Raw genomic sequence first — 25,678 nt, 5'->3', positions numbered from 1 at the left:
TGGTTTTACGCCGGGTTTAAGGCAGCGTATTCATTTATAGCCTCGCCGGCTTGTCTTAATATGTCGGTATCAATATCGTGCACTTCAAAGCCTTCGCCTATCCGTTTAAGCAGCATAATGGTGAGTTGCCCGCCCAGGTGCTCTCTAAACTCGTTCAAACCAACCAATATCGGGCTATCGTCAGATGCTACTTCCAGTAACGGGTGGGTAATGGCAAAGCCTATCTTTTTTATCAATGCTATAACCCGCTGTGTTTCCTCAGCAGATAAAAAGCCCGCCAGGTTTGAATACATGGTATCTAAAGCCAAACCCATGGCTACCGCCTCGCCGTGCAATACTTCAAAGTTGGTTAACTGTTCCAGTTTGTGCGCGCTCCAATGGCCAAAATCCAATGGGCGCGACGAACCTTTTTCAAACGGATCGCCGCTGGCTATGTGGTTAAGATGCAGCTGCGCGCAACGTTTAATGAGGTAGCGCATAGCCTCCATATCCCTTGCGGTTAGCGCCTCTGCATTTTGCTCCAGCCACTCAAAAAACACAGGGTCCTTTATTAACGATACCTTAATGGCTTCGGCAATGCCCGAGCGCCAGTCGCGGTTACCTAAGGTCAGCAAAAAGTTATCGTCATTAAATACGGCTACAGGTGGTGCAAACGTGCCTAAAAAGTTCTTTTTGCCGAAGTAGTTAATGCTGTTCTTGACGCCAACGCCCGAATCATTCTGCGCCAGTACGGTTGTAGGTATGCGGATATGTTTAATGCCACGGTGCGCAACGGCAGCGGCATAACCTGCCATATCAAGCACAGAGCCACCGCCAATGGCAGCAACATACGAGTGGCGGTCAATACCGTATTCGTTAATTTTATTTAAAAAGTTATGGAAGTGATCCTCATTGTTTTTAACGCTCTCGCCACCCGGAACAAGTATCAGGTCAGGTACCAGTTGCGCGCCTTTGTGGATGGAGAAGTAGCGGCGTATCTTATCGGCTAAGCCTGTTGTGGCCTTCATCACATCCTCATCAACCACAAACAGTATTTTCTTTACCGACTCTGTAGTGGCGTTATCCAGAAGGAAATCTTCCATGCAGGTATTGCCCAAATCAAATAGCCCCGAAGTAAAAAAGACCTTGTACTCAAACTTCACACTGAAGGTCTGCTGCAAATATTCCATATCAAATGCTAATATCCGATTTTTATAACTACTACCATTCTATATCAAAAATTTGACGAAAAAATAGAAGTTTAGGAAAAGAAATAGTCAGTGGCGGGTAGGTTAAGGGTGTCCGTCCGTCCGGATACACCGTCACCTGCGGACGGACGGACACCTTCAATGGCATAAGCTTTATTCCATAATTATCTATATATCAATTATTTATATAATTATTTCCTTTGTCTTGTAAAAACTTTTCCGTACTTTTGTAATGAATATAACCCTCAGTTGCATATTCAAGTAAAACATTGTGTGTCCGTCCGTCCGTTTAGTGTCCGCATCTCTTGCGGACGGACACCCTATCAAACATAACATACTGTAGTTGTTAAGCAGCCATCGGCACAACAACAAAAGCCATATTCTTATATATATGAGCTATTGGAGGGGTATTTTCAAAAATCAAGGTTGATTTTTCACTTATCGCACAGCAAAATGGGTAGCTACCATATTTTATTAGGCGAAGAAATTTGCTACCGGTATATAATGTTTCATTCCCTGATTTTTATCAATGTTCTGTATATATTCGTAGTATACAAGTAGCCTATTTTTTAAAGACTATCTAATCGGGCTTGAAATACAATGATTTATGGAATTAAAGTTTTCTTTCGACACTATAATTTTTTACGTTCAGAATGTTGACGCATTGAGATCTTTTTATGAAAAGACATTCAACCTTAAAACAATTGAAGAATACCAATCTACATGGGCACTTTTAGATGCAGGGGCGTGTAAAATAGGCCTTCATAAAATTGGCGACAAGTATTTAAACGAAGATAAAGGGGTGTTCAAGTTTGACAACAATACTAAAATTGTTTTTGAAATAGATGATGACATTAATGAGGTCAGGGAATATTTCATTGATCAAAATGTAGTAATGAGGGAGGTTAAAACTTTTGATAATTATGAATATTGGTTGTGCGATGGAGAAGATCCCGAAGGCAATGTTTTCCAATTAAAACAAAAGAAAAAGGTATAGCATCCACGCTCAAATAGGAGCGGGAATGGGGAGGGTTGAGGTGTCCGTCCGTCCGCAGGTAAGGGTATAAGCGGACGGACGGACGCTTAACAATCAACCCGTCATTGCGAGCGATAGCGTGGCAATCCCAGAGCGACAAGCCGCTGACAGATAGTCTGCCAATGCGAATAAAAAAAACGTCATTGCAAGGTACGAAGCAATCCCGGACTATGTAAGCAGAAGACAGGTAGTCCACAAGCTTACTCATTTATCAAGGTGTCATACAGATCAATCCACTCAGCGTTAAGCGTACTAACTAATGCTGTTTATGCTTTCTGTTACTTCCTTTTAATGCTTTTTCAGCGCTGATGGCTTCCTCAATATGAGGATAAAAACAATAATAAACCAGCTTATTACAGTTGTATTTTGCTGTAAAGCTTGTTGGATAGACCTTGTTTTTATGTTCCCAAGCTCTGGAAAGTAAATTAGATGTAACACCTATGTACAAAACCGAGTGTGTTTTATTGGTCATGATGTAAATGCATCCACCTCTTATCATGCTGCAATATAATTATAATGGTGATTTATGTAAAGCTGACTACCCGCACAGTTCGGGATTGCTTCGTACCTCGCAATGACGTGTGGTAGATGGGGTTTTGGCTGTCCGTCCGTTCGGAGGTAAGGGTATAGATAGACGGACGCTTAATAATAACCCGTCATTGAGAGCGATAGCGTGGCAATCCCAGAGCGACAAGCCGCTGACAGGTTGAACGCCAATGCATAAAGGATACTTATCGCTTCGGATTACACAGTTCGGGATTGCTTCGTGCCTCGCAATGACGTGGTAGCGGTCGGTGTTTAAGGCGTTCGTCCGTCCGCAGGTAAGGGTATAAGCGGACGGACGGACACCTTGCCAGTACCTTTTTTTCTGCGAAATCGGCGTTGGCAGATTGTCATTCTGAGCGATAGCGAAGAATCTTGTAAAAGGGGCTAACAGAGCGCTTAATTAGCACGGTGTATAGGATTCTTCGCTATCGCTCAGAATGACAATCTGTTTTAAGACTTTTGAGCTATCTACAATTACACCCTACGTTACCGCGAACCACCTGGCGAAGCTGATAGACACCGGCAATAAACAAGCAATAAATATAGCCGGATAAATGGCGCCAAAGGCAGCGGCCCATGCGGCATTCATCAATATGAGGGAGATAACGCCTGCTTTTACGGCCTTGCCTACGTTGGGGCCAATTGGGTCTTTTATGGCGATGATGAGCGGCTTAAATATCATGTAAGCGAAGGGCAGCAAAAAGATAAGCGTGTACAGCATGTTTTGCGGCTGTATACCTATGTGCGATGAGATGAAGTGGATAGAGAAAATAACGATTAAATACAGCGATGCGCCTGCGTAGAGGTTCTTTTTATCGCCTCCGTGCACTTCACCACGACTGATCATGGTGATAGAAAAGATGTACAGCAACGGTACAATAGCTAAATGGAACCACTGCACAATGGCCGGTGTTATGATGCTGATGCCTAATAACAGGTTAAGCGCACGGCAGGCTCCCATATTCAACGGACCGAAAAACTTATGGTGCTTGCTAACGCGATTGTAAAGCAGCGCAAAAAAGGCTATCAGTACAGCTATCAACCCGGATTGCGGACTGTGGGCGTAACCAAAACCTATCCCCCACAGCAACAAAAATAAGCCTAAAGCGGACGCGTTTTTAACTGTTATTAAACCGCTGGGGATGGCACGTTCGGGGCGTTCAACTTTGTCCAGTTCGGCATCAAAAACATCATTAAAAACAATACCGCCGGCATACAGGCCCATGGTAGCCAAACACAGCAACACAATGGGGTAAAAGCTGTTGGTAGCCAATGGCAGGCCCGTAAAGTACCCCGCAATAGCCACACCCGCCAATACATCAGCAACAGATGTTACCACGTTGGCAGGGCGCATCATGCGCAGGTAGGCTATAGCTTTTGATGCCATTTAGCTAATGATAATAGAGTTTTTATCTACACGCGGCTGTTGTCCTCCACGTAAAACGGTGTTCCCCTCAAACCGCTGACTTTGATCTATAGCGCCTGCTCCTGTAGCAAAATCAGCCTCGTTAATTTGGCCGCTTTGCGCAAAAGCGGTAATGGCATTTTGGTAAGTAATCAAACGGATATCTTCATCGCTGATGCCACGCAGCTTCATTAAAGCGGCGGTTTTAGGTACAGCAAGCGGGTCGCTTATGCCCCAATCAGCAGCAGAGTTAACCATTATACGCTCTGAGCCGTATTGTTTGGCTATCTCCACCATACGCTCATTACCCATTTTGGTGAACGGATAGATGGTGAATGCCGCCCAGAAGCCACGGTCAAGCACCTCTTTAACAGTCTCCTCGTTATTGTGATCAACTATCACCATGTGCGGATCAAGGCCATGCTCTAAAGCAATGTCCATGCTGCGGGTGGTGCCACCTTTTTTATCCCGATGCGGGGTGTGGATCTGTACAGGTAAGCCGGCCTCTTTAGCCAGTTCCAGTTGGGCACGGTAATACTTTTCTTCGGCAGCGGTCTGGTCGTCAAAACCTATCTCGCCAATACCTACCACACCTTCTTTGTAGATGAATAAAGGTAGCATTTCCATCACCTGTTCGGCAAGGGGCTCATTATTGGCTTCGCGGGAGTTAAGGCCAATGGTGCAATAGTGCTTAATACCAAACTGCGATGAGCGGAAGCGTTCCCAGCCTATCAAACTGCTATAATAATCGCGGAAGCTATCTAAACCCGTACGCGGCTGACCTAACCAAAAGGCAGGCTCTATCAAGGCTACAACCCCTGCATCGGCCATAGCTTGGTAATCATCAGTAGTGCGCGAGGTCATGTGCACATGCGGGTCAAAAAACTTCATGCCTGCAATGCCGCTCAGGTCAACAGGGGTGTTATCCTTATCTATTGATTGCCTGTCTTCAAATGAATGTGTACAACACATAGTATTTATATTTTGAGGGCGATGTTAATGCTGAAACTCCAGCGTTAAACCATCCCAGGTTATTTGATTGTTTTCTATAGCTTTCCGTAGCTCAGGGTACCGGTTCAATAACTCAACAGCAGCCGGGTAATCTGATTGGGTTAAAGCCAGCAAGGCAGCCTTTTCATTTACATACACGCCGCTATGCAGAGCCCATTTCACATCCTCAATCAGCTTCTCATCAATAAATGGTCCCACCAATCGCCATAATGATGGGTTGATGTCACGCCCTGCTGCACGGCGTTCGTGCATGTAATCGCTAATTACATAGGCCAGCTCTTTATTGGCTCGGGCATCAATGCCTTGTATCTTACCCACATCCTTGCCTGTAAAAAACGCTTTAAGCACCAATTGGTTCCAGGCGCTTTGGTCTAAATATTTCTGCGGATAGGGGTTCTGGTACATAATGGCTTCCAGCACGTTGCCTATGTTGCTGCGGATACCTTCGGCACAACGTTTGGCCCACATATCAGGATAAGCCAGTAAAGGCAATGATGAATACAAGCTAAACAGCTCATTCACCTCGGCAGCCAGAAACAGTTGCTCTAACTTGCGGAAGTATTCGTTCTTGTCAGTAGCATCTAAACTCAGCAACACCCACGCACGGCTCAGCATATCTATACTCCATCCGTTCAGGCTAAAGCCGGGTATCAGGGCATTTAAGCTATCAGCCTGCTCACGGCTAATCTGTAAAGCTGCCTTCCCGGTTTTACGCGGCACCATTACAAAGCGGGTGTTGAAGTTCCCCTCATGTAAAAGCCAGTTCAGCACATCCTCAGAAGTATTGGCCGACAATATATCTTTAAACAATGCCTTAAGGGCATCTACATTATAGTTGTACATAACACTAAACAAGCCCCTGGTTCACTACCACAAAGTAATCAATAATTAAAGCTGCTGATATAATGAGTAACCCAAAAAACTCGCGGGTGTTTTCAATAAAGGGCTTCTCGGCTTTCATAGATTCTACCAAACTTGGGGTGCGATATTTCACTATCCAATCTCTAACGCCATCCTTATCAAAATACAGTTTTACCGCATAAATAAGGTAGAAAGCGGTTAGGCCCAGATATACATTAGGATAGTACATGCCATAAGCCGCTAAACCGCAGCAGGCAGCAACAGCCACATAGATAGGCACCCAGAGGTACCAGTCGGGGTCGTTAAAATTGAGGTAGGCAAATACCAAAAACGACAGGCAAAAAATAACGTTAACAATAACGAAAGCAATCATAGCGCTCTATTCTTCAAAAGATGATCAAATGCCTGTAAAAGAAACAGACAGCGGTTTATTACAGACGTTAGCACACCTATCAACAGGGTATACTAACACTCAACCGCAAATTTAGCAGGATGCTTATATAATCAAAGCCAATAACCTAAAAATGAGCTACGGATTACCGTGATTGTTGTCACATTTTTATAGCACAAGCTGGTAAATGCCGTTGAGGTTACGGCCCAACTCTTTATAATCTAAGCCGTAGCCTACCACAAACTTGTCTTCAATTTCAAAGCCAACGTATTTAACCTCAGGAATATGGTATTGCTGAGCAGCAGGTTTAAGCAACAGGGCGCACACGGTTAATGATGCCGGGTTGCGTTGTTTCAGGTCGTCTATCAGAAATTTTAAGGTGTTGCCTGTATCGCTTATGTCTTCCAGCAAAATAACATCGCGGCCTTCAATATCAACAGCCAGGCCAAGGTCATTGCGCAGTTGCCAGGTAGTTTGCAAACCACCGTGGTAGGAAGCTACTTTGGTGAAGGATATCTCACAGGGTGTAGTTATATTTCTAACCAGATCAGCCATAAACATAAAGCAGCCGTTAAGCACACCAACAAAAAGTGGGTTTTTACCCGCAAACTCGGTATTAAGTGACTCTGCAATGGCTTCAACGCGGTTTTTAATATGTTCCGCGTCAATCAGTAAATTAAATTCGAGATCGGCTATTTTTATTTTATTCTCCATAGGGTATCTGCCGTCAGGCAGCTTTGCGATAGTTGTAGGCCCATTTAACAAACATGCGAAGGTAGTATATGATAAACGCTACAATAGCAATTTCCAGTATCCCTGTAAAAACCGGATCTAATTGCGCCGATCTTTCCGGAGAAAAATATGTTACCGCATATTTTACGCCAAATACCAGTACTAAAAATATAGATGCTACCGGTAATTTGCTACTCCTCATGGTTGTTTGTTTGCGGCGTAAATGTAGTTATTTTGAATGAATTGCCTAAAGGTTAATTCCACTCAAAAACACATTATATCGCTATCTTTGCCCCCCCTATGACAGAGTACCGGGTCCATACACTTGCCAACGGCATTAAAATACTGCATAAGTATGCGGCATCGGCTATAACACATTGCTGTTTTATGGTCAATGCGGGCTCGCGCGATGAACCCGAAAATAAGGAAGGCCTGGCCCATTTTATTGAACACCTGCTTTTTAAGGAGACGGAAAAGCGCAATACCAGTCAGATACTGAACAGGCTTGAACTGGTTGGCGCTGATTTAAATGCTTACACCACCAAAGAGTACACCTGTGTACATGCCTCCATGCTTAATCCACACCTGGAGCGTGCTATCGACCTGTTTGAGGATATTGTTTTCCATTCTACCTTTTCTGAAGAAGAAATGGAGAAGGAGCGGGGGGTAATACTGGATGAGATAGCCTCCTACCTTGACCAACCCGAAGAAGCTATTCAGGATGATTTTGAGGCGTTGTTGTTTAAGGGGCATGCTATGGGTAACAACATCCTGGGTACTCCCGAAACGGTAACGGCTTTCAGCAAGGCAGATATTCAGGAATTTATTAAGAACAACTACAATACCTCCGAAATGATCTTCGCTGTTTTTGGCGATTACAGTTTCGAGAAGGTGATTAAGCTATCAGAAAAATACTGGGGACAAGTACCTGCCAACCATCCTGTTAAAAACAGGATAACGCCTAAAAGCAACAGTGCGGAAAAAACCATTGTACAGAAGCCTATATCTCAAACGCATTGCATAATAGGCGGCCAAGCTTACAAAGCCAAACACTCCGACAGAACAGGGTTGTTGCTGCTCAACAATTTGTTAGGCGGCATGGGTATGAGCAACCGTCTTAATTTAGAGATACGAGAAAAACATGGTATAGCCTATACCGTTGAGTCAAACTACACTTCTTTTACCGATACCGGCATCTTTTCGGTTTACTTTGGTACCGATGCTGAAAAGGCTGACAAGGCAACCCGCTTGGTAAATAAAGAGTTTAAGAAACTGCGTGAACAGCCTTTAGGCAGCCTGCAACTCCACCAGGCCAAACAGAAATTTATAGGGCAGATAGCGTTGGCAGAAGAGAACAGGATGAGTTTGATCCTCTCCATAGCCAAAAGCGTGTTGGATTATGATCATGCCGACAGCCTGCAACAGTTGTTTGATAAGATAAACAATGTTACAGCCAAACAACTACAGCATATAAGCAATGAGATATTTGATGCTGATAAGTTGACTACCCTTGTGTTTCAGCCGGAACAATAGCGCTCCTGACAGCGCTGTGTTAATTTTTTAGAAATTAAAGCTTAATTTTGCGCTATGAAATATCCTATAATAGCTTACGGAAGCCCGGTTTTACGCCAAAAAGCAACGGCGATAGAACCAGCTGAATACCCGCATATTAAAGAACTGGTTGCCGACATGTTTGAAACCATGTATAGCGCCCGCGGTGTAGGTTTGGCAGCTCCCCAGGTGGGCATGAGCATGCGTTTGTTTGTTATTGATGCTACCCCTTTTGATGACGATGAGCCCGAACTGAAGGATTTCAAAAAAGTTTTTATCAACGCGAATATTTTAGAAGAAACCGGTGAGGAGTGGGCTTTTAATGAAGGTTGTTTGAGTATTCCTGAGATACGAGAGGATGTGATGCGTAAATCAACTGTACGTATATCTTATTACGACGAGAACTGGAAACACCACGAAGAAACATTTTCAGGCTTAGCCGCCCGTGTTATCCAACACGAATATGACCATATTGAAGGTAAATTGTTTACCGACAAGCTAAGCCCATTACGCAAGCGATTACTGGAAAAAAGATTGAATGATATTTCGCGCGGAATGGTGAAGGTGGAATATAAAATGAAATTTCCGGCGGTAAAGAAGGGAAGATAGTTTAGTTGCTATCTTCTTTTCGTGCTTTATCGCCTGCTGCAATATCGCGTATCAGGCTGCCCCAAGCCATTGGGTTAAGTAAAGGGTTGGTAAATGCGCGCGAATTTACCAACGTATTGTGCTTATCCTGAGCATTAAAGCTTTCGTAACCGCTTAATGGTAAAGTTCTCTTTAAAGTAGCTATTGACGACGCGCTTAAGTTTTTACGGGCTATCTCCAACTCATCATCAGCAATTTTCATGGTCAGGAAATCATGCCTGAACTCATCAGTAGTGGCCCATGGGAAAATACGAACAACAGGCAGGTTTACCACCTGGGCCCGCATAAATATCTCCACTATCAAGCTTTTTTTGCCTATGTCTTTAGGAATAACAACGGTTGTAGCAAAATAACCAACACTGGTAAATTTAAGGCTGTCCTGTTCGTGCGCTACAAAAGAAAAGTAGCCCTCGTAGTTAGCCGCCCCAACTTCTTTACCGGTAGTGAGGTTGGTAATTGTTACGTAAGGCACAATTGATTTATTATCGGCATTGCGTACCACGCCACTAAACTGTAGCAACGGGCGCTCAGCAGTTTGTGCTGATGCGTTGATGCAACAAATGAGGAGCAATATGCCGATGATGTATTTCATGTACTCAAGCCAATTATCAGTAAAACGGATAAAATTACTTTTTAGTTTTAAAGCCGCAGCAAGTATGTTGCCACTTTAACAAATCATTAACAATTATCGTAAATTTTCCGGAAGAACCGCGTTTGGGTCATCTATATCTGTAAGGTTAATGGCTTCAACTGCAGTAATTTGGGGTACTGCTTTTATTATTGCGCCTTCAATGCCAGCTTTAAGCGTCATAACGCTCATAGGGCATGAACCGCATGAGCCCAACAGCTTAAGCCTAACCACATTATCCGCAGTTATTTCCTCCACAGAAACATTGCCGCCATCTGCCTCTAAATATGGGCGGATGCTATCCAATGCTGCTTCAACCTGCTCTATCAAACTCATTTTTACTGTTTTAAAAAGTAAAGTTATTAATTATTTACAACTTTAGCGCTATTAGCCATAGCATTGGCTACTGATACCTGTTGCGCTACGCGGTTAGCCATTTCGGTAAAGGCGTTTGCCATCAGGTCATGCTCATCCGCTAGTACAATAGGCTTTCCGGCATCGCCACTGTCGCTTATGCTTTTCACCAGCGGTATCTCACCTAAAAACGGCACCTCCAATATTTCTGCTAAACCTTTGCCACCGCCTTGTCCAAAAATGTAGTATTTGTTATCGGGTAGCTCGGCAGGGGTGAAGTATGACATATTCTCAACTATACCCAGTAACGGCACATTAATGGCATCCATTAAAAACATGCCTATACCTTTCTTAGCATCGGCCAGGGCTACGTTCTGCGGTGTAGTTACAATAACCGCCCCGGTAATAGGGAACGTTTGGGTGATGGTGATATGAATATCGCCTGTACCCGGCGGAAGGTCAACCACCAGGTAATCCAGATCGCCCCAGTCGGCATCATTGAATAACTGCTTTACAGCGGTTGATACCATTGGTCCGCGCCATGGCACAGGCTGGTTAGGGTCAGTAAAGAAACCGATAGAAAGTAGTTTAATGCCATATTTCTCAATGGGCTCAATACGTGTTTTGCCGTTTACATTGCTGGCTTGTGGCTTAGCACCTTCTAAACCGAACATGATAGGTACCGAAGGCCCGTAAATATCAGCATCTATCAAACCTACACTGGCACCGCTTTTAGCCAAGCCCAAAGCAAGGTTAGCCGCAACGGTTGATTTACCTACACCACCTTTGCCTGATGCTACCGCTATAATATTTTTAACGCCCGGCACGCCTGTGTTTTTTTGCGTAGTTACACGCGAGGTCATGTTAATACTTACCTCCACATCTTTACTGATGAAGTGGGCTATAGCATTGCGACAGGCATGTTCAATTAATGATTTTAATGGGCATGCCGGTGTGGTTAGTATAACCGAAAAGCTGAGCTTATTACCATCAATCTCAATATCCTGTATCATGTTTAAAGTAACCAGGTCCTTTTTCAGATCGGGTTCTTCAACGTTGCCTAAAGCCTGTAAAACTGTTTCGCGGGTGAGGTTTGTCATCGTGGAACAAAATTAGCAAAAGTGCGGGCAGGTTATGTCATGCTAATGATAAATATAGTTTGGCGAGCGTTTGGTGGATTTTGAGCACATTAAGGTAGGTGGTGGCTCTGGTCCGGGTGAACCACCGGGAGCCCTGAGAGCCACCGTGGTCCACTAAGAGCAGGCAAGAGCCACCAAGAGCCAATAAGAGCCACCCGCAAAATTTTGTCAGTAATGGTTGCAGAATATCACTTCTTTAAAACCATATACTTGTTTACCTGTAATTATATTAACAGAAAATAAATTTTTGTAAACTATAATTAAAGAAGAAGATTATGGCATCGTTAAGCAATAAAAAAGTAGCCATCCTTACAGAAGAAGGATTTGAGCAGGTGGAATTGACAAGTCCGTTAGAAGCTTTGAAAGAAGCCGGAGCGCACGTAGATGTAGTATCGCCAAAGAGCGGAAAAATAAAGGCATGGAACCATACCGACTGGGGAATTGAAATTGATGTAGACAAAGAACTAAGCGCGGTAAGTCCAGATGATTACGATGCGCTGATGCTGCCGGGCGGTGTGCTTAACCCCGATAAGTTGCGTCAGAATAAGGAAGCGGTTGCATTTGTATCGGCGTTTTTAGATGAAGGTAAACCAGTAGCAGCTATTTGCCACGGGCCGCAATTGCTGATAGAGACAGGAATGATAGGTGCACGCACATTAACCTCTTATCCATCATTAGAAACCGATCTTAAAAATGCCGGTGCGCACTGGATAAATGAGGAAGTTGTAGTTGACAATGGCTTAGTTACCAGTCGCAACCCTGATGACCTGCCTGCCTTCAACAGAAAAATGATTGAAGAAATTGCAGAAGGTGTGCATGTGGGTTAGTTAATAGGAGATTGGTGATTAGAGATTAGTTGTTTTTGTTGCATAAAACTAATCTCTAATCACCAATTAACTAATCTCTACTCAACAAACCTCCTTAAATACTGTGGCTTGACCAATTCGCCGTAGTAAATAACCGGCTGCCTGTTCATGCTGAGCCACGGTGATCCTTCACTTTTTAATATTTGTATGTTTTGAGCAGGCATAAAGCTTTGTGCCAGTAAAAATTGCTTTTGATGGTTGCTGTTCTCAACAACATCCATCACAATAAAACAGTGCCCCGGCGAGCCACCCCTGATGAAAACATCGCCTGCTTTTATCTCGTCGGTATTTTTAACCGGCTGCAATTCCTTTTCTAATGATAAAGTACTGGCGTAGCTAAATACCAGGTTCATATACCTCAAAAAAGCTGGATAAGTATAATCTTTTCCGGCTGTAAGTACCCATTTGCCATTTTTATAACGATAGCCGTTTGCATAGTGATTGTAATCGCATTTAAAGCCACTTACAAAATTGAATGAAATATTATTGTAGTCTTTCTTTTGATACAAATATTCGGCCCTGAGCCGCATAACCGCGTCGGCACATTGTTGCAGGTCCTGGCTGCCTATGCTAACATCGGCAACAGCAGCTGTGTAAGCATCAGTACGGGCTATGTCGCCTTTATAAGTTTTAGTAGGCGTGCCTGCAGGTTTAAGCGGCACCTTTTGCAGCCATTCTCCAAAACTGCCGGGTTCATTTTTCTGACGGGTGTAGCCTGCGGGAGCGGGAAACCTGGTAGTAACATTATCTGCAACCGGCGGGTAGAGCAGCAGTAACAGCAGGGCGAAAAGATATTTCATGTCAGGTTAGTTGGTTGAAGTAATTTACAACGATTCAGGGCGATATTCAAAGTGCATGGTATCGTAATGATACCATTTGCCACCCCAAATAAAGCCGTGCTTTTCAAACGCATCAACAATGGCTTGTGGTATGCGGTTTTTGTAATTTACTTTGGCATCTTCAGCAGTACACTTACACGTCCATTGCCAATAGTCAGAATAGGCAGTATTAATGTCTATGGTTGTGCCAAAACTGTGCGTGCTCAGTCGTTTTGTGCCATTAATGTAGCGCCAGTTAAAAGTACCGCCAATGTTGGTGAGATACTTTTTAAGCTCTGGGTGCTTATCCAGTTCTTCAGATACCTTTTTTAACTGTTCGGCAACGCCATGAAGACGGGTAACAGTAATTTTTTGACCAACCAGTTTTGGGCACCAGGTAATTTGAACCAACTCTCTATTTACTGCCGAACGCGTATCGCCATAAAGTTTTTTAAAGAGCTGTTCGTTTCTAATACGACCGGGGTCATGGTTTTTTTGCGGTGATGTATTCAGCGCTCCTTTGCTGTAAGTTTGGGTGAACATATCCTCAACGTCGGGGGTTTCCAGCAATTGCCGAGGTGTTTTACCTTTGATGCCATCATCCCAAAGCAGTTTAGTGCCGTCTGATAAAATGAGGTGGTTATCGGAAAAACCTGCAATTACAGATGGGTAATACCTCATTAGTTTTTGTGCGCCATCAGGCACGCTTTCCTGCCCTCCAAGAAGGAAAGGAAATATCGAGATAAATACCAGGCAGGCTGTCTTCATAAGCAGTTTGTCAAAAGTAATTTATTAAGGTGAATGTATAACGAGTTGATGTTTAGCGCAGGTGTTTTTATCTTTATAAAAAAACCCGACCATGAACTTTACTAAACTGGTACCCAGCCTGTTTTATGCCGACATCAACATAGCGCTTAAAACTTTTATTGATTGCCTTGGATTTACCATGGGGCATCAGGAATTGGAAGGGCCTAATCCGTTTTGCGTGGTTGAACAGGGGCAGTTGAAATTAATGATATTTGAGAATATGCATCACGCCCACAACAATCATCCCGAGTTGCGCCTGGAAACAGATAATATTGATGAAGTATACCAAAAGGTGGTTTCAGCTTTCCCCGGTTTGCTTCACCCTAATTTAGATAAGGTTACATTACGACCCTGGGGTGCCAAAGAATTTGCCATGCTTGACGGGCAGATAGGTATAAGGGTGATGCAATGGTAAAAGGTAAAGCTTAAGCCAGCTCTACCTTTTTGTTTTTTATGTTAACCGGCTGCGGAACCTTCACATAGTAGCCGCTGCCATCGTAAACACGTTTACGTGGGTGGCTTTGGCAGGCATCGCTGCAGCAACCTTCCATAGCGGTGCCACACTCATCGCACTGGGTAAAGTGTTCGTTGCACTCAGGGTTGGCGCAGTTGATCATCTTATCCGTTACCTTTCCGCAATTGTAGCAGGTTGATATAACTGTGGGGTTAACGCTGTTCACCTCTACAGAAAGTCGGTTGTCAAACACGTAGCATTTCCCTTCAAAATCTTTACCACCGGCTTCTTTTCCGTATTTAATAATGCCACCGTGCAACTGGTATACATCTTTAAAACCTTCGTGCAATAAAAGTGCTGAGGCTTTTTCGCACTTTATGCCACCTGTGCAGTAAGTTAATATCTTCTTGTCTTTGTATTTGGCAAGCTCATTGATCTTCTCCGGGAAATCGCGGAAGTTTTCAATATCCAGCGTAATGGCATTTTTGAACTTGCCTAAAGAATGTTCGTAATTAGAACGCACGTCTAATATCACCACATCCTCATCATCCTTCATGGCCATAAAATCTACAGGCTCCAGATGTTTGCCGGTTTGTTTCTGCGGATTGATCATGTTAGGATCACGCAGGCCCGAGTGCACAATCTCAGATTTGTAGCGCACGTGCATTTTTACAAACGAAGGTGTATCTACCTCGTCTATTTTAAATTCTGTACCGGCAAAGCGCTCATCGGCATGTACAGCATCCATGTAAGCCTTACATGCCTCGGCAGTGCCCGAAACTGTGCCGTTCAAACCTTCGTCGGCAACTATAATGCGACCGGTAAGCCCTAAGCTTTTACAAAATTTTAAATGATCGGCAGCAAATTGCTCCGCATCAGCTATTGTTGAATAACAATAGTACAGTAGTGTATTGTATTTAGCCATAACAACATTGATACCGCTGCAAACGGTGTTAAATGATGCCGCAAAGATAAAAAATTATGTTGAACACAGCCAATGCTATTCAACTGCAGATCTGTCAAAGTTTACCGGTATACGAATGATAAATTCTGCACCTTCTCCCGGTGCTGACTCTACAATTAGTTTACCATTATGCCTTTTGATAGTATTGTAAGCTATTGACATGCCGAGGCCTGTGCCTTCGCCTACATCCTTGGTAGTATAGAACGGTTCAAAAATTTTCCGCCTGGTTTCTTCACTCATGCCTATGCCATTATCTTTTATTCTGATAACAGCTTCGTCTCCATCCAAAAGAGTTTGAAGCGTAAGCTCACCGCCATCATTTTGATCAAATTTTTTGGTGATGGCATAAGCTGCATTGGATATGATATTTAAAAATACCTGATTCAATTTGCCCGCGAAGCATTCAACCAAAGGTAGCTGCCCGTAAAGCTTTATCACCTTTATTTTACTGCTAAGCAAATTGTTGGCAATTATCATGGTTGACTCCAGCCCTTCATTCAGATCAGCCAGTTTAAGGTCGTCCTCATCAAGGCGGGAGAATATGCGTAGCCCCTTAACAATTTCAGCGGTGCGCGTTGCGCCCTCATGTATTCCTTTTAGCAGATGGTCAATTTCAATTAACAGGTAGTCAAAGTCTTGTTCCTCTTTATAGTCGGCAATTTGTTTTTGTTTTTCTTCTGCTGAAAGGTCTGAAAGGCCAATGTTTTCAACGGTGTTGATGGTATCCAGTAAAATTTCGACATCGCGTTTTAACGGATTTACGTTGGCCGATACAAAGTTGATAGGGTTATTGATCTCATGCGCTATGCCCGCGGTTAACTGACCTAAAGACGCCATTTTTTCGGCCTCAACCAATTGAGACTGGGCTTGTTTAAGGTCTACTAATGATTGATTTAACTCCTGTGTCCGTTCTGTTACCTTCACTTCCAGCATAACGTTTTGCTCGCGTATAATGCGCTCGTTTTCTTTGGCAATGCTTAGCGCTTGCGCCTGTGACGCTTCTTTCTCGCGTTTAAAAATGTTGATCCTGTCGGCAAGGGCGAATGAAAGTAAGGCCATCTCAATTACTGATGCACCTTGCATAACATTGCTGGTAAAGGTGTTGTAAGGTAAAACGCCAATATCTTTCAAGGCGAATATGATGGCTCCTATAAGCAATACCGACCATGACAATAACACAAAGCGTGCGGGGCGATAACCACCGGCCAAAACTATGGCTGACACAATGATCAAACTGAATGCAAACAGCGTAGTTGACATCTGCATTAACTGGAAGCCAACCTGTATTTTTCCTATTACTGTAAGAATGATAGATAATGCCAGCAATACATTGATAAAGATCAGCACCTTGTTAAAACGTGGTGCCCGCATAGGTGTAGATAGGAAGGTTTGCGTAAATAATATGGCAGCTATAGCGCCAACACAGGCAAACAATACCACGCTTTTTACCTCAAATGCCGGCGAGTTGCTCCAGAGATACTGAAATGTAAAGCCCTTTATGCCTATTTGTGTAAGGCCAACACATGCAACGTAAACTACATAATATAAGTAGCTTACATCTTTAACTGAGAAAAATACAAACAGGTTGTAAAGAAACATGATAACGAAAGCACCAACAAACAAGCCGGATAGTACGCTTTCATGATTTAACGCCTGCCACAGCGATGCCGGGTGACTTATGGATATTGGCAATATTAGTTGCTCAGCACTTTTAATGCGTAAATAATAGGTCTTCTCTGTATTTCGAGCTACGTTGATGTTGAATATGTAATTAGGGTGGTCGTAGGTCCGTTCTTTAAAAGGCCTGATCTCTCCAAACAGCTGGCTGGTATATGCCAAAGAGCTGTCTGGTGAAAATAGCTCCACTTCGTCAAGTATAGGATAGGCAACGTCAAGTAGCAAGCGCGGATTTTCGGTTTGATTGTGTACGGTAAACTTTATCCAAACACTGTTTGCTGCCAGGCCGAGATTAGGAATTTTAGCGTTATACTTTTTAAAATCCTTTGATTGCGCTACCTGATTAAATGAAAGCTCGGTTTGAGGCTGTAAAATGTAGATGCTTTTACCTATAAACAGGTTGGCAGTGCTATCAGTTATCACCACCTGCGCAAAACTGCCCGCACACCAAAAAACTAAGCAAATAAGAAAAAAAGGTTTAAGTATAAATTTATGCATTTTAAGGTTTACTTACTTAGTTGCCCATGCAACTATCATATTAATTGAGGCGGCAAAATAGCCTTTTTCATCGGCCGTTTGCAATGCGGTGTAAAAGTCGGTGTATTCCGTTGGTGTGATGAAGCCTTTTTCAACTACTTCCTTTACTATCTTTTCTATCCAAAAATAATCATTGGCTTCCTGCAAGGTGTTTACCACAATGGGATGTATCTCCGCCTTTATATTATTGAATGATTGCGCCGCCAGGTAGGAGGTAAGCTTACGCGCTGCAAAGCCATTGTTTACTTTAATATCCGTTAAATAAGCGTTGATCTTTTTCTCCGTCTCTATAAATTCTGTAAAAAAGGAAAGACTGTGCCAATCGGTTTCTATAATTACAAAAGGGCTGCCAGGTTTAAGTATCCGGTGTACTTCTGCAACTACTTGTTGAGGGGCTTTGAGGTGTTGGATAACACGCTCAGTTCTTAATCCTGCTATTGATTCATCTTCAAAAGGAAGCGGAGCAGCTTCCGATTGGATGAAACTTACATTATCTATATCTTTTGCGTCTGTTTTACCCTGAGCAACCATTACAGGGTCGTGGTCAATGCCTATTACTTTTACATTATTGCCGTTTTGTTTAGCCAGTTCAATTACATCTTTACCGGCACCACAACCCAGGTCAATAATGGTGCCCGCGGTTACGTCTTTAAGTAAGGTATATGACCGTTCCTTCAAATTGAGCAACAACCTGCGCGAATTCTGTAGATAGTTAATGTCGTAATGTTTTTCACTCATGTGGTTATATACGGTTATAATGTTAGTAGGTTACTGCTTTTTTACTTTGGCTTTCTAAAAACAATTGGTAGGCTGAATCAATGATCTCATTCAGGTTCCATTTATCCAAGTTAGGCACTTTAAGTTTAAAGTCAATGTCTATATCTTTTTTATAATCAACAAGTTTAAATCCGTCAGGATCAGCACGCATTTTAAGGATCTCGCCGCGGGCATCAGCGTTTGCCTTGCTAAGTTCGAGCAGGTCGTTAAGAACCATTGCTGTGGCAATGAGGTCAAGCTTAGGGTAGTAAAAGGTACCTTTATTACCAACCTTGTCAACCAGTTCCATGCCACAATTTACCACAGGCTGCACCGTATAAGGGGCACAAAGTGCAAATAAGGTTTGTATACCCAACTGCGATGCAATGGCAATGCCCGAGCGTATTAGTATAGGGGTGCCAAGACCGTAGCCGGCCATGTCTTTAGAGTTCCATAAGCCGCAAATTTCACCGCTGCCGGTTTGCGCGTACTGCCACACCAATTCGTTTATTGTTGGATCAAGTTTGGAAATGGCTTGTTCAATAGGCAGGTATTCTGTACCGCCGGCCACATGCACACGCGCTCCGCCAAAAACCCTGCTTCCATCAAGCGCTTCAACTACAATAACAAAAACCGCTGGGTTTGCTGTCCACTCGTGTTTTGATGAAGTTACCTTTTTTATGCCAATACTGGTAAGTACATCAGCATGGCCTTGCACAAACGCCATACAGGTTTCGGGCTCGTCAATAGCTCTGAAAGCTCTTACACGAACCTTTGGGCGGGTTATTTTCACTGCGTCATCCATGTGTTTGAGCGCTTGCACTTAGGGGCATTTAATTTGTTCAAACAACTAATACGTTTGAACTACGAAATAGTTAAACAACAAAGCACACAACCTAAAGTTTTATGGTCATTGCCACGTAAACTTTAAGTTGAGAATATTTACAAAGCGACAATAATTTTTCTGATAACTATATGCAAAAGCAACAAGCTGTATGCCTTAGCTTAAAGTATCAGAAAACCGGGAAGGGATCAGTAATGTTATCTAATGATAAATATACTATTTGAATTTTTCAATAAAATTTTTGCAGCCCTGTTCAATCAATTTATTTACAGGATCAAACAAGGTATCGTCATAATAAGGATCAGGAACTACATCTGCGCCTAAAAGCATACTTACCTTGGCTTTGTCGGCCTGGTTGCGCGCCATATTCAAAACGTTGGAAAGGTTGGAACGGTCCATTACCAGTATGTGGTCAAACTCATCAAAATCGGCAGGAGTAAACTGGCGGCATACTTGTTTGCTAATATCCACACCGTAACTACGCGCAACCTTTACAGATCTTCGGTCGGGTGCTTCGCCAATATGCCAGCTGCCTGTTCCGGCCGAGTCGACCGTCCAGTTCAATCCTGCTCTATCGGCCAGGTGCTGCATAATACCTTCCGCCAACGGCGAACGGCAAATATTGCCCAGGCATACCATTAGTATTTTCATTATTTAAGGTAAAAGCTTTTTGCTTTAGTTTTTCAGCTTTAAGCGTTATTATCCGAATAATTGATTTAAAACACCGGCTAAACGTATCCCACCCATCAAAAGGCGTTGGTTAAGTTCTGCTATATGGTTAAAGTTATAAACGTAAGCGCTTTTAATATCCTTGCCTTGCACTTCGGTGTAGGCCTTTTCAGCAATCTCGTGCGATTCAAATATCCATTTGGTTAAAGGATCTTTTTGCCAGGTGGCGCGCTTTGCAGCGGTAGTATTATCAATGGCAGCCACATATTCGGTGTAACTCAATTGCTGATAATCTATCAGCTTTGAATCCCATATTGAGTGCAGGTTGGTGCTCTCGCCAAACCAGGTAAGCTTAATGCTATTGCCTCCTTTATCCTGTGTATGCCCGGTATGGAAAGGTTGGTGTATATCCTCAACTAAGTGGATAAGTACGCGCAGATACAGCAGCTTTTTATCTTTAGGCAGGTTCTTCTTTTTTAGTTCAGTTATTAAAAAGTTGGTTTTGGTGTAAGCATCTGTATGATTATCATGCGCCAGGAACTCTACCATTTCCGGATAAGCATACGGACGGTCAAAATCAACAAAGTGCCAGTCATACAAATAGTTGTAAGTTGTGTCTGATTTGATGAAATCGGCCCAGTTACTCGCTATAGCAACAGATTCGCCCAGTATGGCTCTCACTGCCGCTTTAGCTTTTGGAGTGAGGTAATTTTCGGCTATCTGGCCCGATATACGATGCCCGTTCATGCCCCAGGCCATGCTTAGCAGCGGGGTAAAAAACAAAACTAAACAGGCTGTAATATTTCTAAATGCTTTCATAACTACAAGGATTTGGGGTTACAACTTACTTTATTTATTAAATGCAGTTTTATGGGAATAACGTTAGCAATGCTTGAAAATTGGATGAGCGAATCGTTGGAACGATCTACCTTAAAAACATCCTGATAGACACCAGACCGGAAGCAGCCGCCGGCGCTTTTGAGGCTAAAATCGGCGTTGCAAAAATTACCTTTAATGCGGAGGGTGTCATTTTTTTGTTCGTAGGTGCCACGAACATATTCTGTCCAGTTGCCGGCATTCATGCAGGTATCATAACCTGTATTTACTTTGCTTACCGTTTGGATGGTAGCATAAACTGAATCGCAACTGAATTTGAACTCGTATAAAGAGTAAGTAAGCAATTGCTTTTGCCCGGGCACGCTATCCTGCTTCCACATTCCTTGCAAATAGTCTTCGCCCTTGCCTTGCATTGGCTTATTAGGCGAGCAGGCGTACAAGGTGAAAGCTAAAAAGAGAAAGGTGAAAGCTTTTTGCATTTGCTTTATATAAAAAGAACTGTCATTCTGATTGATAGTAAAGGATCTTGTACGCTTTATTAGCCGCTTTTTTAAGATTTTTCGCTATCGCTCAAGAGAACAGTTCTTCGTTATCACTCAGAATGACAAATTAAAATAGACCGCTTATTTCAAGCTGCCTATCATATCTTCAGGGCGCACCCACTCGTCAAACTGCTCGTTGGTTAAGTAACCTAAGCCAATTGCAGCCTCACGTAATGATGAGCCGTTGTTCAATGCTGTTTTGGCAATTTTAGCCGCTTTTTCATAACCAATGTGCGGGTTGAGCGCGGTTACCAGCATTAATGAGTTTTCAAGGTGTTTTTTAATGCCATCATAGTTGGGCTCAATACCTACCGCGCAGTTGTCATTAAATGATACGCAGGCATCACCAATTAAACGGGCTGATTGCAAAAAGTTTGCTGCCATTACCGGTTTAAACACGTTCAACTCGTAATGACCGTTTGAACCGCCTATTGATATAGCCACATCATTACCCATAACTTGTGCAGCAACCATTGTTACAGCTTCGTTTTGAGTTGGATTAACTTTACCCGGCATAATGGATGAGCCCGGCTCGTTATCAGGAATATGGATCTCGCCGATACCTGAACGCGGACCAGATGCCAGCATACGGATATCATTAGCTATTTTCATTAATGATACGGCAATTTGCTTTAAAGCGCCATGGCTCTCAACTATAGCATCATGCGCCGCTAATGCTTCAAATTTATTTTCGGCAGTGCGGAAAGGCAAGCCTGTAAATTCAGCTATATATTCTGCTACCTTAACGTCATAACCTTGTGGGGTATTGATACCGGTACCTACTGCTGTACCACCTAAGGCCAGTTCAGAAAGGTGATCTAACGTGTTACGTAAAGCTTTCAAGCCGTGGTTTAATTGCGAAACATAACCTGAAAACTCCTGACCTAAAGTAAGCGGGGTAGCATCCATTAGGTGCGTACGGCCAATTTTTACAACGCTTTTAAACGCTTCTGATTTAGCAGCCAATGTATCGCGAAGTTTTTCAACTCCCGGAATGGTAACATCAATCAGCATTTTGTATGCAGCAATGTGCATAGCGGTAGGGTAAGTATCATTTGATGATTGCGACTTGTTCACATCATCGTTCGGGTGGATGAAGGTTTTGCCTTCTCCTAATTTATTGCCTGCAACAACGTGCGCGCGGTTAGCAACCACCTCGTTAACATTCATGTTTGATTGCGTACCCGAACCTGTTTGCCAGATCACCAGGGGGAACTCGCCAACATGCTGGCCCGCTAATATCTCGTCGCATACCTGAGCTATCAGATCGCGTTTTTCGGCAGGTAACACACCCAGATCAGTATTGGTATAAGCAGCCGCCTTTTTCAGGTAAGCAAAAGCCTCAATAATTTCCTTAGGCATTGAAGCCTCCGGGCCAATTTTAAAGTTGTTGCGTGAGCGCTGGGTTTGTGCGCCCCAGTATTTGTCTGCAGGCACCTCCACGGCACCCATGGTATCATGTTCTATTCTGAAACTCATTGGTGTTTGTTGTTTTTTTCAGGCGCAAAGGTAGGGGATAAACCTTTGCCAATTAAATATTATATGTAAAAAAATGCTACATACAACTGGGCGTTTATCAGCCCATCGACTCACCCCCGACCCCTCTCTACTTCGTAAAGAGGGGGAGAGATGTCGGTTTTCAACAACCCTCTTTCCGTCGCAGGCGAGAGAAGGTCAACCAGCGCAGCGAGGTCGGGGTGAGTAAAATAGCCCCTTATTTGCCCAAATACTAATCTCTGCTGCTTGCTTACTGTTTGTGCGTTGTGTAAGTTTAAGCCGCTATGCAGTTTTACATCATAATTAAAACCTAAAACATAACAGATATGAAACTGCACATTAATAAAATCATCACATTGGCATTTATATGTCTTTTATCCACTCATGCAATAAGCCAAAAGCTTGATACCGCCGTTTTGAAAAAAAATTGGATTTGGGCTGGAATGGAGTGGGTAGATATAACTAAGGCTACTCCCCGCCAAAAGGCAAATATCAACAGGACTTTGTTAGCACAAAAGCTAACAGAAGATCATTATTTCTATCCTCGCAATTTAGGACTGATAGGTGTGCGTTTTACCTGAGGAAGTGCAAAGAAAAGCGAAATATTCAGAGGTAACAAAGGTGAAAAGAGCATTATAATTCATGGTGACTGCAGTGTGGAATTTGCGGCGTTAGATATTACGCCACTCAACGCGGGAGATTTTCGCTACCATGTTGTTGAAAACGAAAAAAAAGAACTTGTATCCTGGACAAAACCAAATGTATTCAGGAAAACCGCTGACGGGAAATCTGTCTATGCTTATTTAGGAAAATTTGACTACGCGCCTCGCAGGGTCTTAAAAATTGAAGTGTATAATATTAATAACTACGGTTATTCTGATGCTGCTTATATTGATTGGAGAAAGGTGCAAGCCCCCGATCTTAAAGGTCATGTTCAATATTTTTCTTCACAAATCAGAACAGCCGATGGGAGCTTATTTGCAAAAGATTTAACCGCCTTGCAGCAAACAGAAGAGTTTTACTATAAAAAAGGCGACAGAAAAAACTTTAGCTTTCGCCCTACTACTGTAAAAGACTTTATTGAAACCACTGATAGAAATGACATAAGGTTTAGGGCTGATGATTCTGTAAAGACGCTGGTTTTCCAGGCATTTGACAGGAATTACTCTTATAACTACCGGGTATTGTTAACGCGCCCCACAGAAAATGGTAACGAAACCATTAAAATGGGCGAAACTAATAACAGGATTGAGATTATAAAGGATGTGTGGCAAAGGCCGGGGAAGTATAAAGTAACATTTGTGCCATGGCTTGTAAAGCATGGTGGCAGGCCGGTACATGTATTTGACAGCCTTGCAACCAGCATTACCTTTACTGTGCTGCCCCCTGAAAAGAAGTACATGCCTGTAAAAACCGTTGTAGCTATTATTTTAACGTTAATAACAGCCGCAGTTATAAATTTTACCCTCTTTCGTAACAGGCACAAACGCAAACTGGAAAAAGAAGCTCAAAACAGGCATATAGCTACATTGCAACTGCAATCGGTTAGGGTACAATTGAATCCGCACTTTATTTTTAACGCTTTGGCGGGAATACAAAATCTTATCAACAAAAATGCTATTGAAGATGCTAATAAATACCTCAGCAGGCTTGCACGTTTAACACGCAATGTGCTGGATGGTGCACAAAAAGAGCTCATCAGCATTGAAAAAGAAACCGACCTGCTTGATGATTACCTGCAAATGGAGCAAACCCGCTTCGGCTTTAACTATAGCATAAATGTTGATGAGCAAATAGATCAGCAAATTGAAATACCGGCAATGCTGCTGCAGCCCTTTGTTGAAAACGCGGTAAAACATGGCATATCTGCTTTGAAAGAAAGCGGCCGGGTTGATGTTTCCATCACGCAAAACAATACTGATATTGTACTAAAGGTGGCAGACAATGGCAGCGGTTTTAAAGGCGAGCCTGAAAACGGGAAAGGAATTAAACTTTGCCGTGAGCGCATCGCCCTGTTCAACGCTATCCATAAAAATACTTTTATATTGCTGAACATAGAACAGACCAATACCGGCACTGTAATAACTATTGAACTTAAAAACTGGCTGTAAACATGCGCGCCCTTATTGTAGACGACGAACTATCCAACCAGGAAAACCTGCAACAGCTGCTCAAAACCTATGCTGATGACGTAGAAGTGGTGGCTGTTGCAGGCAACGTTGACGAAGGCATAGCAGCCATACAAAAACACAAGCCCGAACTGGTTTTCCTGGATATTCAACTGCATGGGCGCTCGGGTTTTGATCTGCTTAAAGAGCTGGATGCAAAAGACTTTGCGGTAATATTTTTAACGGCTTACGATCAGTACGGTATTCAAGCCATAAAATTTGCCGCTTTAGATTATTTACTGAAGCCGATAGATATAGACGAACTAAAGGCCGCCATAAACAAGGCGCGAAAGGCCATCCAACAAACCAAAAAGAACGAGCGGTTAGGTCACCTGTTGGAGTATTTGAAAGATGAAAAGCAGGTGAGCCCGCGTATTGCTTTGCCCATGTTTGGCGAAACACGGTATGTTAATGTAAGTGATATTATGCACTGTGAGGCCGACAACACCTACACCCGCTTTTTTCTGAAAGACGGCGAAAAGGTGTTAGTATCAAAAACCTTAAAAGAGTATGCAGATATGCTGGCTCCGCATAGGTTTTTGCGTACCCACCAAACCCATTTGGTTAATGTTGATTACATAAAAAGTTGGATACGTGAGGACGGCGGCAGTTTATTGCTGAAAGACAACACAAAGATCCCCATTTCAAAAGTTAACCGAATTAAAGTAAAGGATATGCTTGCGGTGCAGTTTAAGTTGTGATATTAAAATTTGTAAAAGGATAAGGTTTTAGAAAGAATAGTCTGTAACCTAA

29 protein-coding genes are annotated in these 25,678 nt (G+C 43.0%); 8 read left to right on the top strand and 21 right to left on the bottom strand.

The genetic code is table 11. From position 1 onward, the window contains the following. Nucleotides 1-5: 5 nt before the first annotated feature. Nucleotides 6-1,169: a 3-dehydroquinate synthase gene (locus CLV57_RS00855; RefSeq protein ID WP_100339479.1), complete on the bottom strand. Its 1,164-nt coding sequence runs from the start codon at nt 1,167-1,169 to the stop codon at nt 6-8. A 625-nt stretch (nt 1,170-1,794) separates the two neighbouring features. Between CLV57_RS00855 and CLV57_RS00850 the strand changes: the two genes are divergently transcribed. Beyond that, on the top strand, nt 1,795-2,184 hold the full coding sequence (locus CLV57_RS00850; protein ID WP_100339478.1) for a VOC family protein: 390 nt from the start codon (nt 1,795-1,797) through the stop codon (nt 2,182-2,184). Nucleotides 2,185-2,479: 295 nt separating this feature from the next. Here the strand turns inward: CLV57_RS00850 and CLV57_RS00845 are convergent, their stop codons facing one another. The 7 genes from CLV57_RS00845 to CLV57_RS00815 all read right to left on the bottom strand — a co-directional run bounded on the left by CLV57_RS00845 (nt 2,480) and on the right by CLV57_RS00815 (nt 7,371). Beyond that, nucleotides 2,480-2,722: a GIY-YIG nuclease family protein gene (locus CLV57_RS00845; RefSeq protein ID WP_245856793.1), complete on the bottom strand. Its 243-nt coding sequence runs from the start codon at nt 2,720-2,722 to the stop codon at nt 2,480-2,482. 528 nt (nt 2,723-3,250) lie between these two features. Next, complete coding sequence (gene eboC, locus CLV57_RS00840; protein WP_245856791.1) at nt 3,251-4,156, bottom strand: UbiA-like protein EboC; 906 nt, start codon at nt 4,154-4,156, stop codon at nt 3,251-3,253. Continuing rightward, complete coding sequence (locus CLV57_RS00835; protein ID WP_100339477.1) at nt 4,157-5,146, bottom strand: TatD family hydrolase; 990 nt, start codon at nt 5,144-5,146, stop codon at nt 4,157-4,159. Nucleotides 5,147-5,170: 24 nt separating this feature from the next. Continuing rightward, complete coding sequence (locus CLV57_RS00830; RefSeq protein ID WP_100339476.1) at nt 5,171-6,028, bottom strand: EboA domain-containing protein; 858 nt, start codon at nt 6,026-6,028, stop codon at nt 5,171-5,173. A gap of 4 nt (nt 6,029-6,032) precedes the next feature. Then, a complete protein-coding gene (locus CLV57_RS00825; protein ID WP_245856788.1) occupies nt 6,033-6,419 on the bottom strand; it encodes a transmembrane 220 family protein in 387 nt (128 codons plus the stop codon). Between the two features lie 186 nt (nt 6,420-6,605). Continuing rightward, on the bottom strand, nt 6,606-7,151 hold the full coding sequence (gene hpt / locus CLV57_RS00820; protein ID WP_100339475.1) for a hypoxanthine phosphoribosyltransferase: 546 nt from the start codon (nt 7,149-7,151) through the stop codon (nt 6,606-6,608). Nucleotides 7,152-7,164: 13 nt separating this feature from the next. Beyond that, nucleotides 7,165-7,371, bottom strand: a complete 207-nt coding sequence (locus CLV57_RS00815; protein ID WP_100339474.1) for a hypothetical protein — start codon at nt 7,369-7,371, stop codon at nt 7,165-7,167. Between the two features lie 98 nt (nt 7,372-7,469). Here CLV57_RS00815 and CLV57_RS00810 point away from each other — a divergent pair, with 98 nt between their 5' ends. After that, on the top strand, nt 7,470-8,702 hold the full coding sequence (locus CLV57_RS00810; RefSeq protein ID WP_100339473.1) for a M16 family metallopeptidase: 1,233 nt from the start codon (nt 7,470-7,472) through the stop codon (nt 8,700-8,702). A 54-nt stretch (nt 8,703-8,756) separates the two neighbouring features. Then, a complete protein-coding gene (gene def / locus CLV57_RS00805) occupies nt 8,757-9,329 on the top strand; it encodes a peptide deformylase (protein WP_100339472.1) in 573 nt (190 codons plus the stop codon). 1 nt (nt 9,330) lies between these two features. Here def and CLV57_RS00800 read toward each other — a convergent pair whose 3' ends face one another. The 3 genes from CLV57_RS00800 to CLV57_RS00790 all read right to left on the bottom strand — a co-directional run bounded on the left by CLV57_RS00800 (nt 9,331) and on the right by CLV57_RS00790 (nt 11,450). Then, the gene (locus CLV57_RS00800; protein ID WP_100339471.1) at nt 9,331-9,960 is read right to left on the bottom strand and encodes a peptidase associated/transthyretin-like domain-containing protein; all 630 of its coding nucleotides are present in this window, start codon (nt 9,958-9,960) and stop codon (nt 9,331-9,333) included. 93 nt (nt 9,961-10,053) lie between these two features. After that, the gene (locus CLV57_RS00795) at nt 10,054-10,332 is read right to left on the bottom strand and encodes a NifU family protein (protein ID WP_100339470.1); all 279 of its coding nucleotides are present in this window, start codon (nt 10,330-10,332) and stop codon (nt 10,054-10,056) included. Between the two features lie 26 nt (nt 10,333-10,358). Then, nucleotides 10,359-11,450, bottom strand: coding sequence for an Mrp/NBP35 family ATP-binding protein (locus CLV57_RS00790; protein WP_100339469.1), 1,092 nt, complete (start codon nt 11,448-11,450; stop codon nt 10,359-10,361). A gap of 314 nt (nt 11,451-11,764) precedes the next feature. Between CLV57_RS00790 and CLV57_RS00785 the strand changes: the two genes are divergently transcribed. Beyond that, nucleotides 11,765-12,316 carry a type 1 glutamine amidotransferase domain-containing protein gene (locus CLV57_RS00785; protein ID WP_100339468.1) on the top strand — a complete coding sequence of 184 codons (552 nt, stop codon included), beginning with the start codon at nt 11,765-11,767 and terminating at the stop codon, nt 12,314-12,316. 77 nt (nt 12,317-12,393) lie between these two features. Here CLV57_RS00785 and CLV57_RS00780 read toward each other — a convergent pair whose 3' ends face one another. Together CLV57_RS00780 and CLV57_RS00775 are read right to left on the bottom strand one after the other, a co-directional pair. Further along, nucleotides 12,394-13,155, bottom strand: coding sequence for a DUF4846 domain-containing protein (locus CLV57_RS00780; protein ID WP_100339467.1), 762 nt, complete (start codon nt 13,153-13,155; stop codon nt 12,394-12,396). Between the two features lie 24 nt (nt 13,156-13,179). Further along, nucleotides 13,180-13,941, bottom strand: a complete 762-nt coding sequence (locus tag CLV57_RS00775) for a M15 family metallopeptidase (protein ID WP_100339466.1) — start codon at nt 13,939-13,941, stop codon at nt 13,180-13,182. Between the two features lie 91 nt (nt 13,942-14,032). On the opposite strand from CLV57_RS00775, the gene CLV57_RS00770 reads away from it, so the two are divergent. Next, nucleotides 14,033-14,395, top strand: coding sequence for a VOC family protein (locus tag CLV57_RS00770; protein ID WP_100339465.1), 363 nt, complete (start codon nt 14,033-14,035; stop codon nt 14,393-14,395). Nucleotides 14,396-14,405: 10 nt separating this feature from the next. Here CLV57_RS00770 and trhO read toward each other — a convergent pair whose 3' ends face one another. From trhO to fumC, 8 genes are all read right to left on the bottom strand, one after another. Then, on the bottom strand, nt 14,406-15,359 hold the full coding sequence (trhO, locus tag CLV57_RS00765; protein WP_100339464.1) for an oxygen-dependent tRNA uridine(34) hydroxylase TrhO: 954 nt from the start codon (nt 15,357-15,359) through the stop codon (nt 14,406-14,408). A 75-nt stretch (nt 15,360-15,434) separates the two neighbouring features. Continuing rightward, nucleotides 15,435-17,573, bottom strand: coding sequence for a sensor histidine kinase (locus CLV57_RS00760; protein WP_100339463.1), 2,139 nt, complete (start codon nt 17,571-17,573; stop codon nt 15,435-15,437). A 12-nt stretch (nt 17,574-17,585) separates the two neighbouring features. Then, the gene (locus CLV57_RS00755) at nt 17,586-18,350 is read right to left on the bottom strand and encodes a methyltransferase domain-containing protein (protein ID WP_100339462.1); all 765 of its coding nucleotides are present in this window, start codon (nt 18,348-18,350) and stop codon (nt 17,586-17,588) included. 22 nt (nt 18,351-18,372) lie between these two features. Continuing rightward, on the bottom strand, nt 18,373-19,173 hold the full coding sequence (locus CLV57_RS00750) for a GNAT family protein (protein ID WP_100341260.1): 801 nt from the start codon (nt 19,171-19,173) through the stop codon (nt 18,373-18,375). A 255-nt stretch (nt 19,174-19,428) separates the two neighbouring features. Next, a complete protein-coding gene (locus CLV57_RS00745) occupies nt 19,429-19,863 on the bottom strand; it encodes a low molecular weight protein-tyrosine-phosphatase (RefSeq protein ID WP_100339461.1) in 435 nt (144 codons plus the stop codon). Between the two features lie 48 nt (nt 19,864-19,911). Then, nucleotides 19,912-20,700 carry a S1/P1 nuclease gene (locus CLV57_RS00740; protein WP_100339460.1) on the bottom strand — a complete coding sequence of 263 codons (789 nt, stop codon included), beginning with the start codon at nt 20,698-20,700 and terminating at the stop codon, nt 19,912-19,914. Between the two features lie 2 nt (nt 20,701-20,702). Beyond that, nucleotides 20,703-21,197 (bottom strand): fumarate hydratase, encoded by a 495-nt coding sequence (locus tag CLV57_RS00735; protein WP_100339459.1) that lies wholly within the window; start codon nt 21,195-21,197, stop codon nt 20,703-20,705. A gap of 144 nt (nt 21,198-21,341) precedes the next feature. Further along, nucleotides 21,342-22,739 carry a class II fumarate hydratase gene (gene fumC, locus CLV57_RS00730; protein ID WP_100339458.1) on the bottom strand — a complete coding sequence of 466 codons (1,398 nt, stop codon included), beginning with the start codon at nt 22,737-22,739 and terminating at the stop codon, nt 21,342-21,344. Between the two features lie 344 nt (nt 22,740-23,083). Between fumC and CLV57_RS00725 the strand changes: the two genes are divergently transcribed. The 3 genes from CLV57_RS00725 to CLV57_RS00715 all read left to right on the top strand — a co-directional run bounded on the left by CLV57_RS00725 (nt 23,084) and on the right by CLV57_RS00715 (nt 25,626). After that, on the top strand, nt 23,084-23,338 hold the full coding sequence (locus CLV57_RS00725) for a hypothetical protein (protein ID WP_100339457.1): 255 nt from the start codon (nt 23,084-23,086) through the stop codon (nt 23,336-23,338). A 75-nt stretch (nt 23,339-23,413) separates the two neighbouring features. Next, a complete protein-coding gene (locus tag CLV57_RS00720) occupies nt 23,414-24,868 on the top strand; it encodes a sensor histidine kinase (RefSeq protein ID WP_100339456.1) in 1,455 nt (484 codons plus the stop codon). A gap of 2 nt (nt 24,869-24,870) precedes the next feature. Further along, nucleotides 24,871-25,626: a LytR/AlgR family response regulator transcription factor gene (locus tag CLV57_RS00715; protein WP_100339455.1), complete on the top strand. Its 756-nt coding sequence runs from the start codon at nt 24,871-24,873 to the stop codon at nt 25,624-25,626. Nucleotides 25,627-25,678 lie beyond the last annotated feature (52 nt).

It is taken from the genome of Mucilaginibacter auburnensis, from assembly GCF_002797815.1.
GTDB classification, from domain to species: Bacteria; Bacteroidota; Bacteroidia; order Sphingobacteriales; family Sphingobacteriaceae; genus Mucilaginibacter; species Mucilaginibacter auburnensis.
This window is presented reverse-complemented; position numbering and strand designations above follow the sequence as displayed.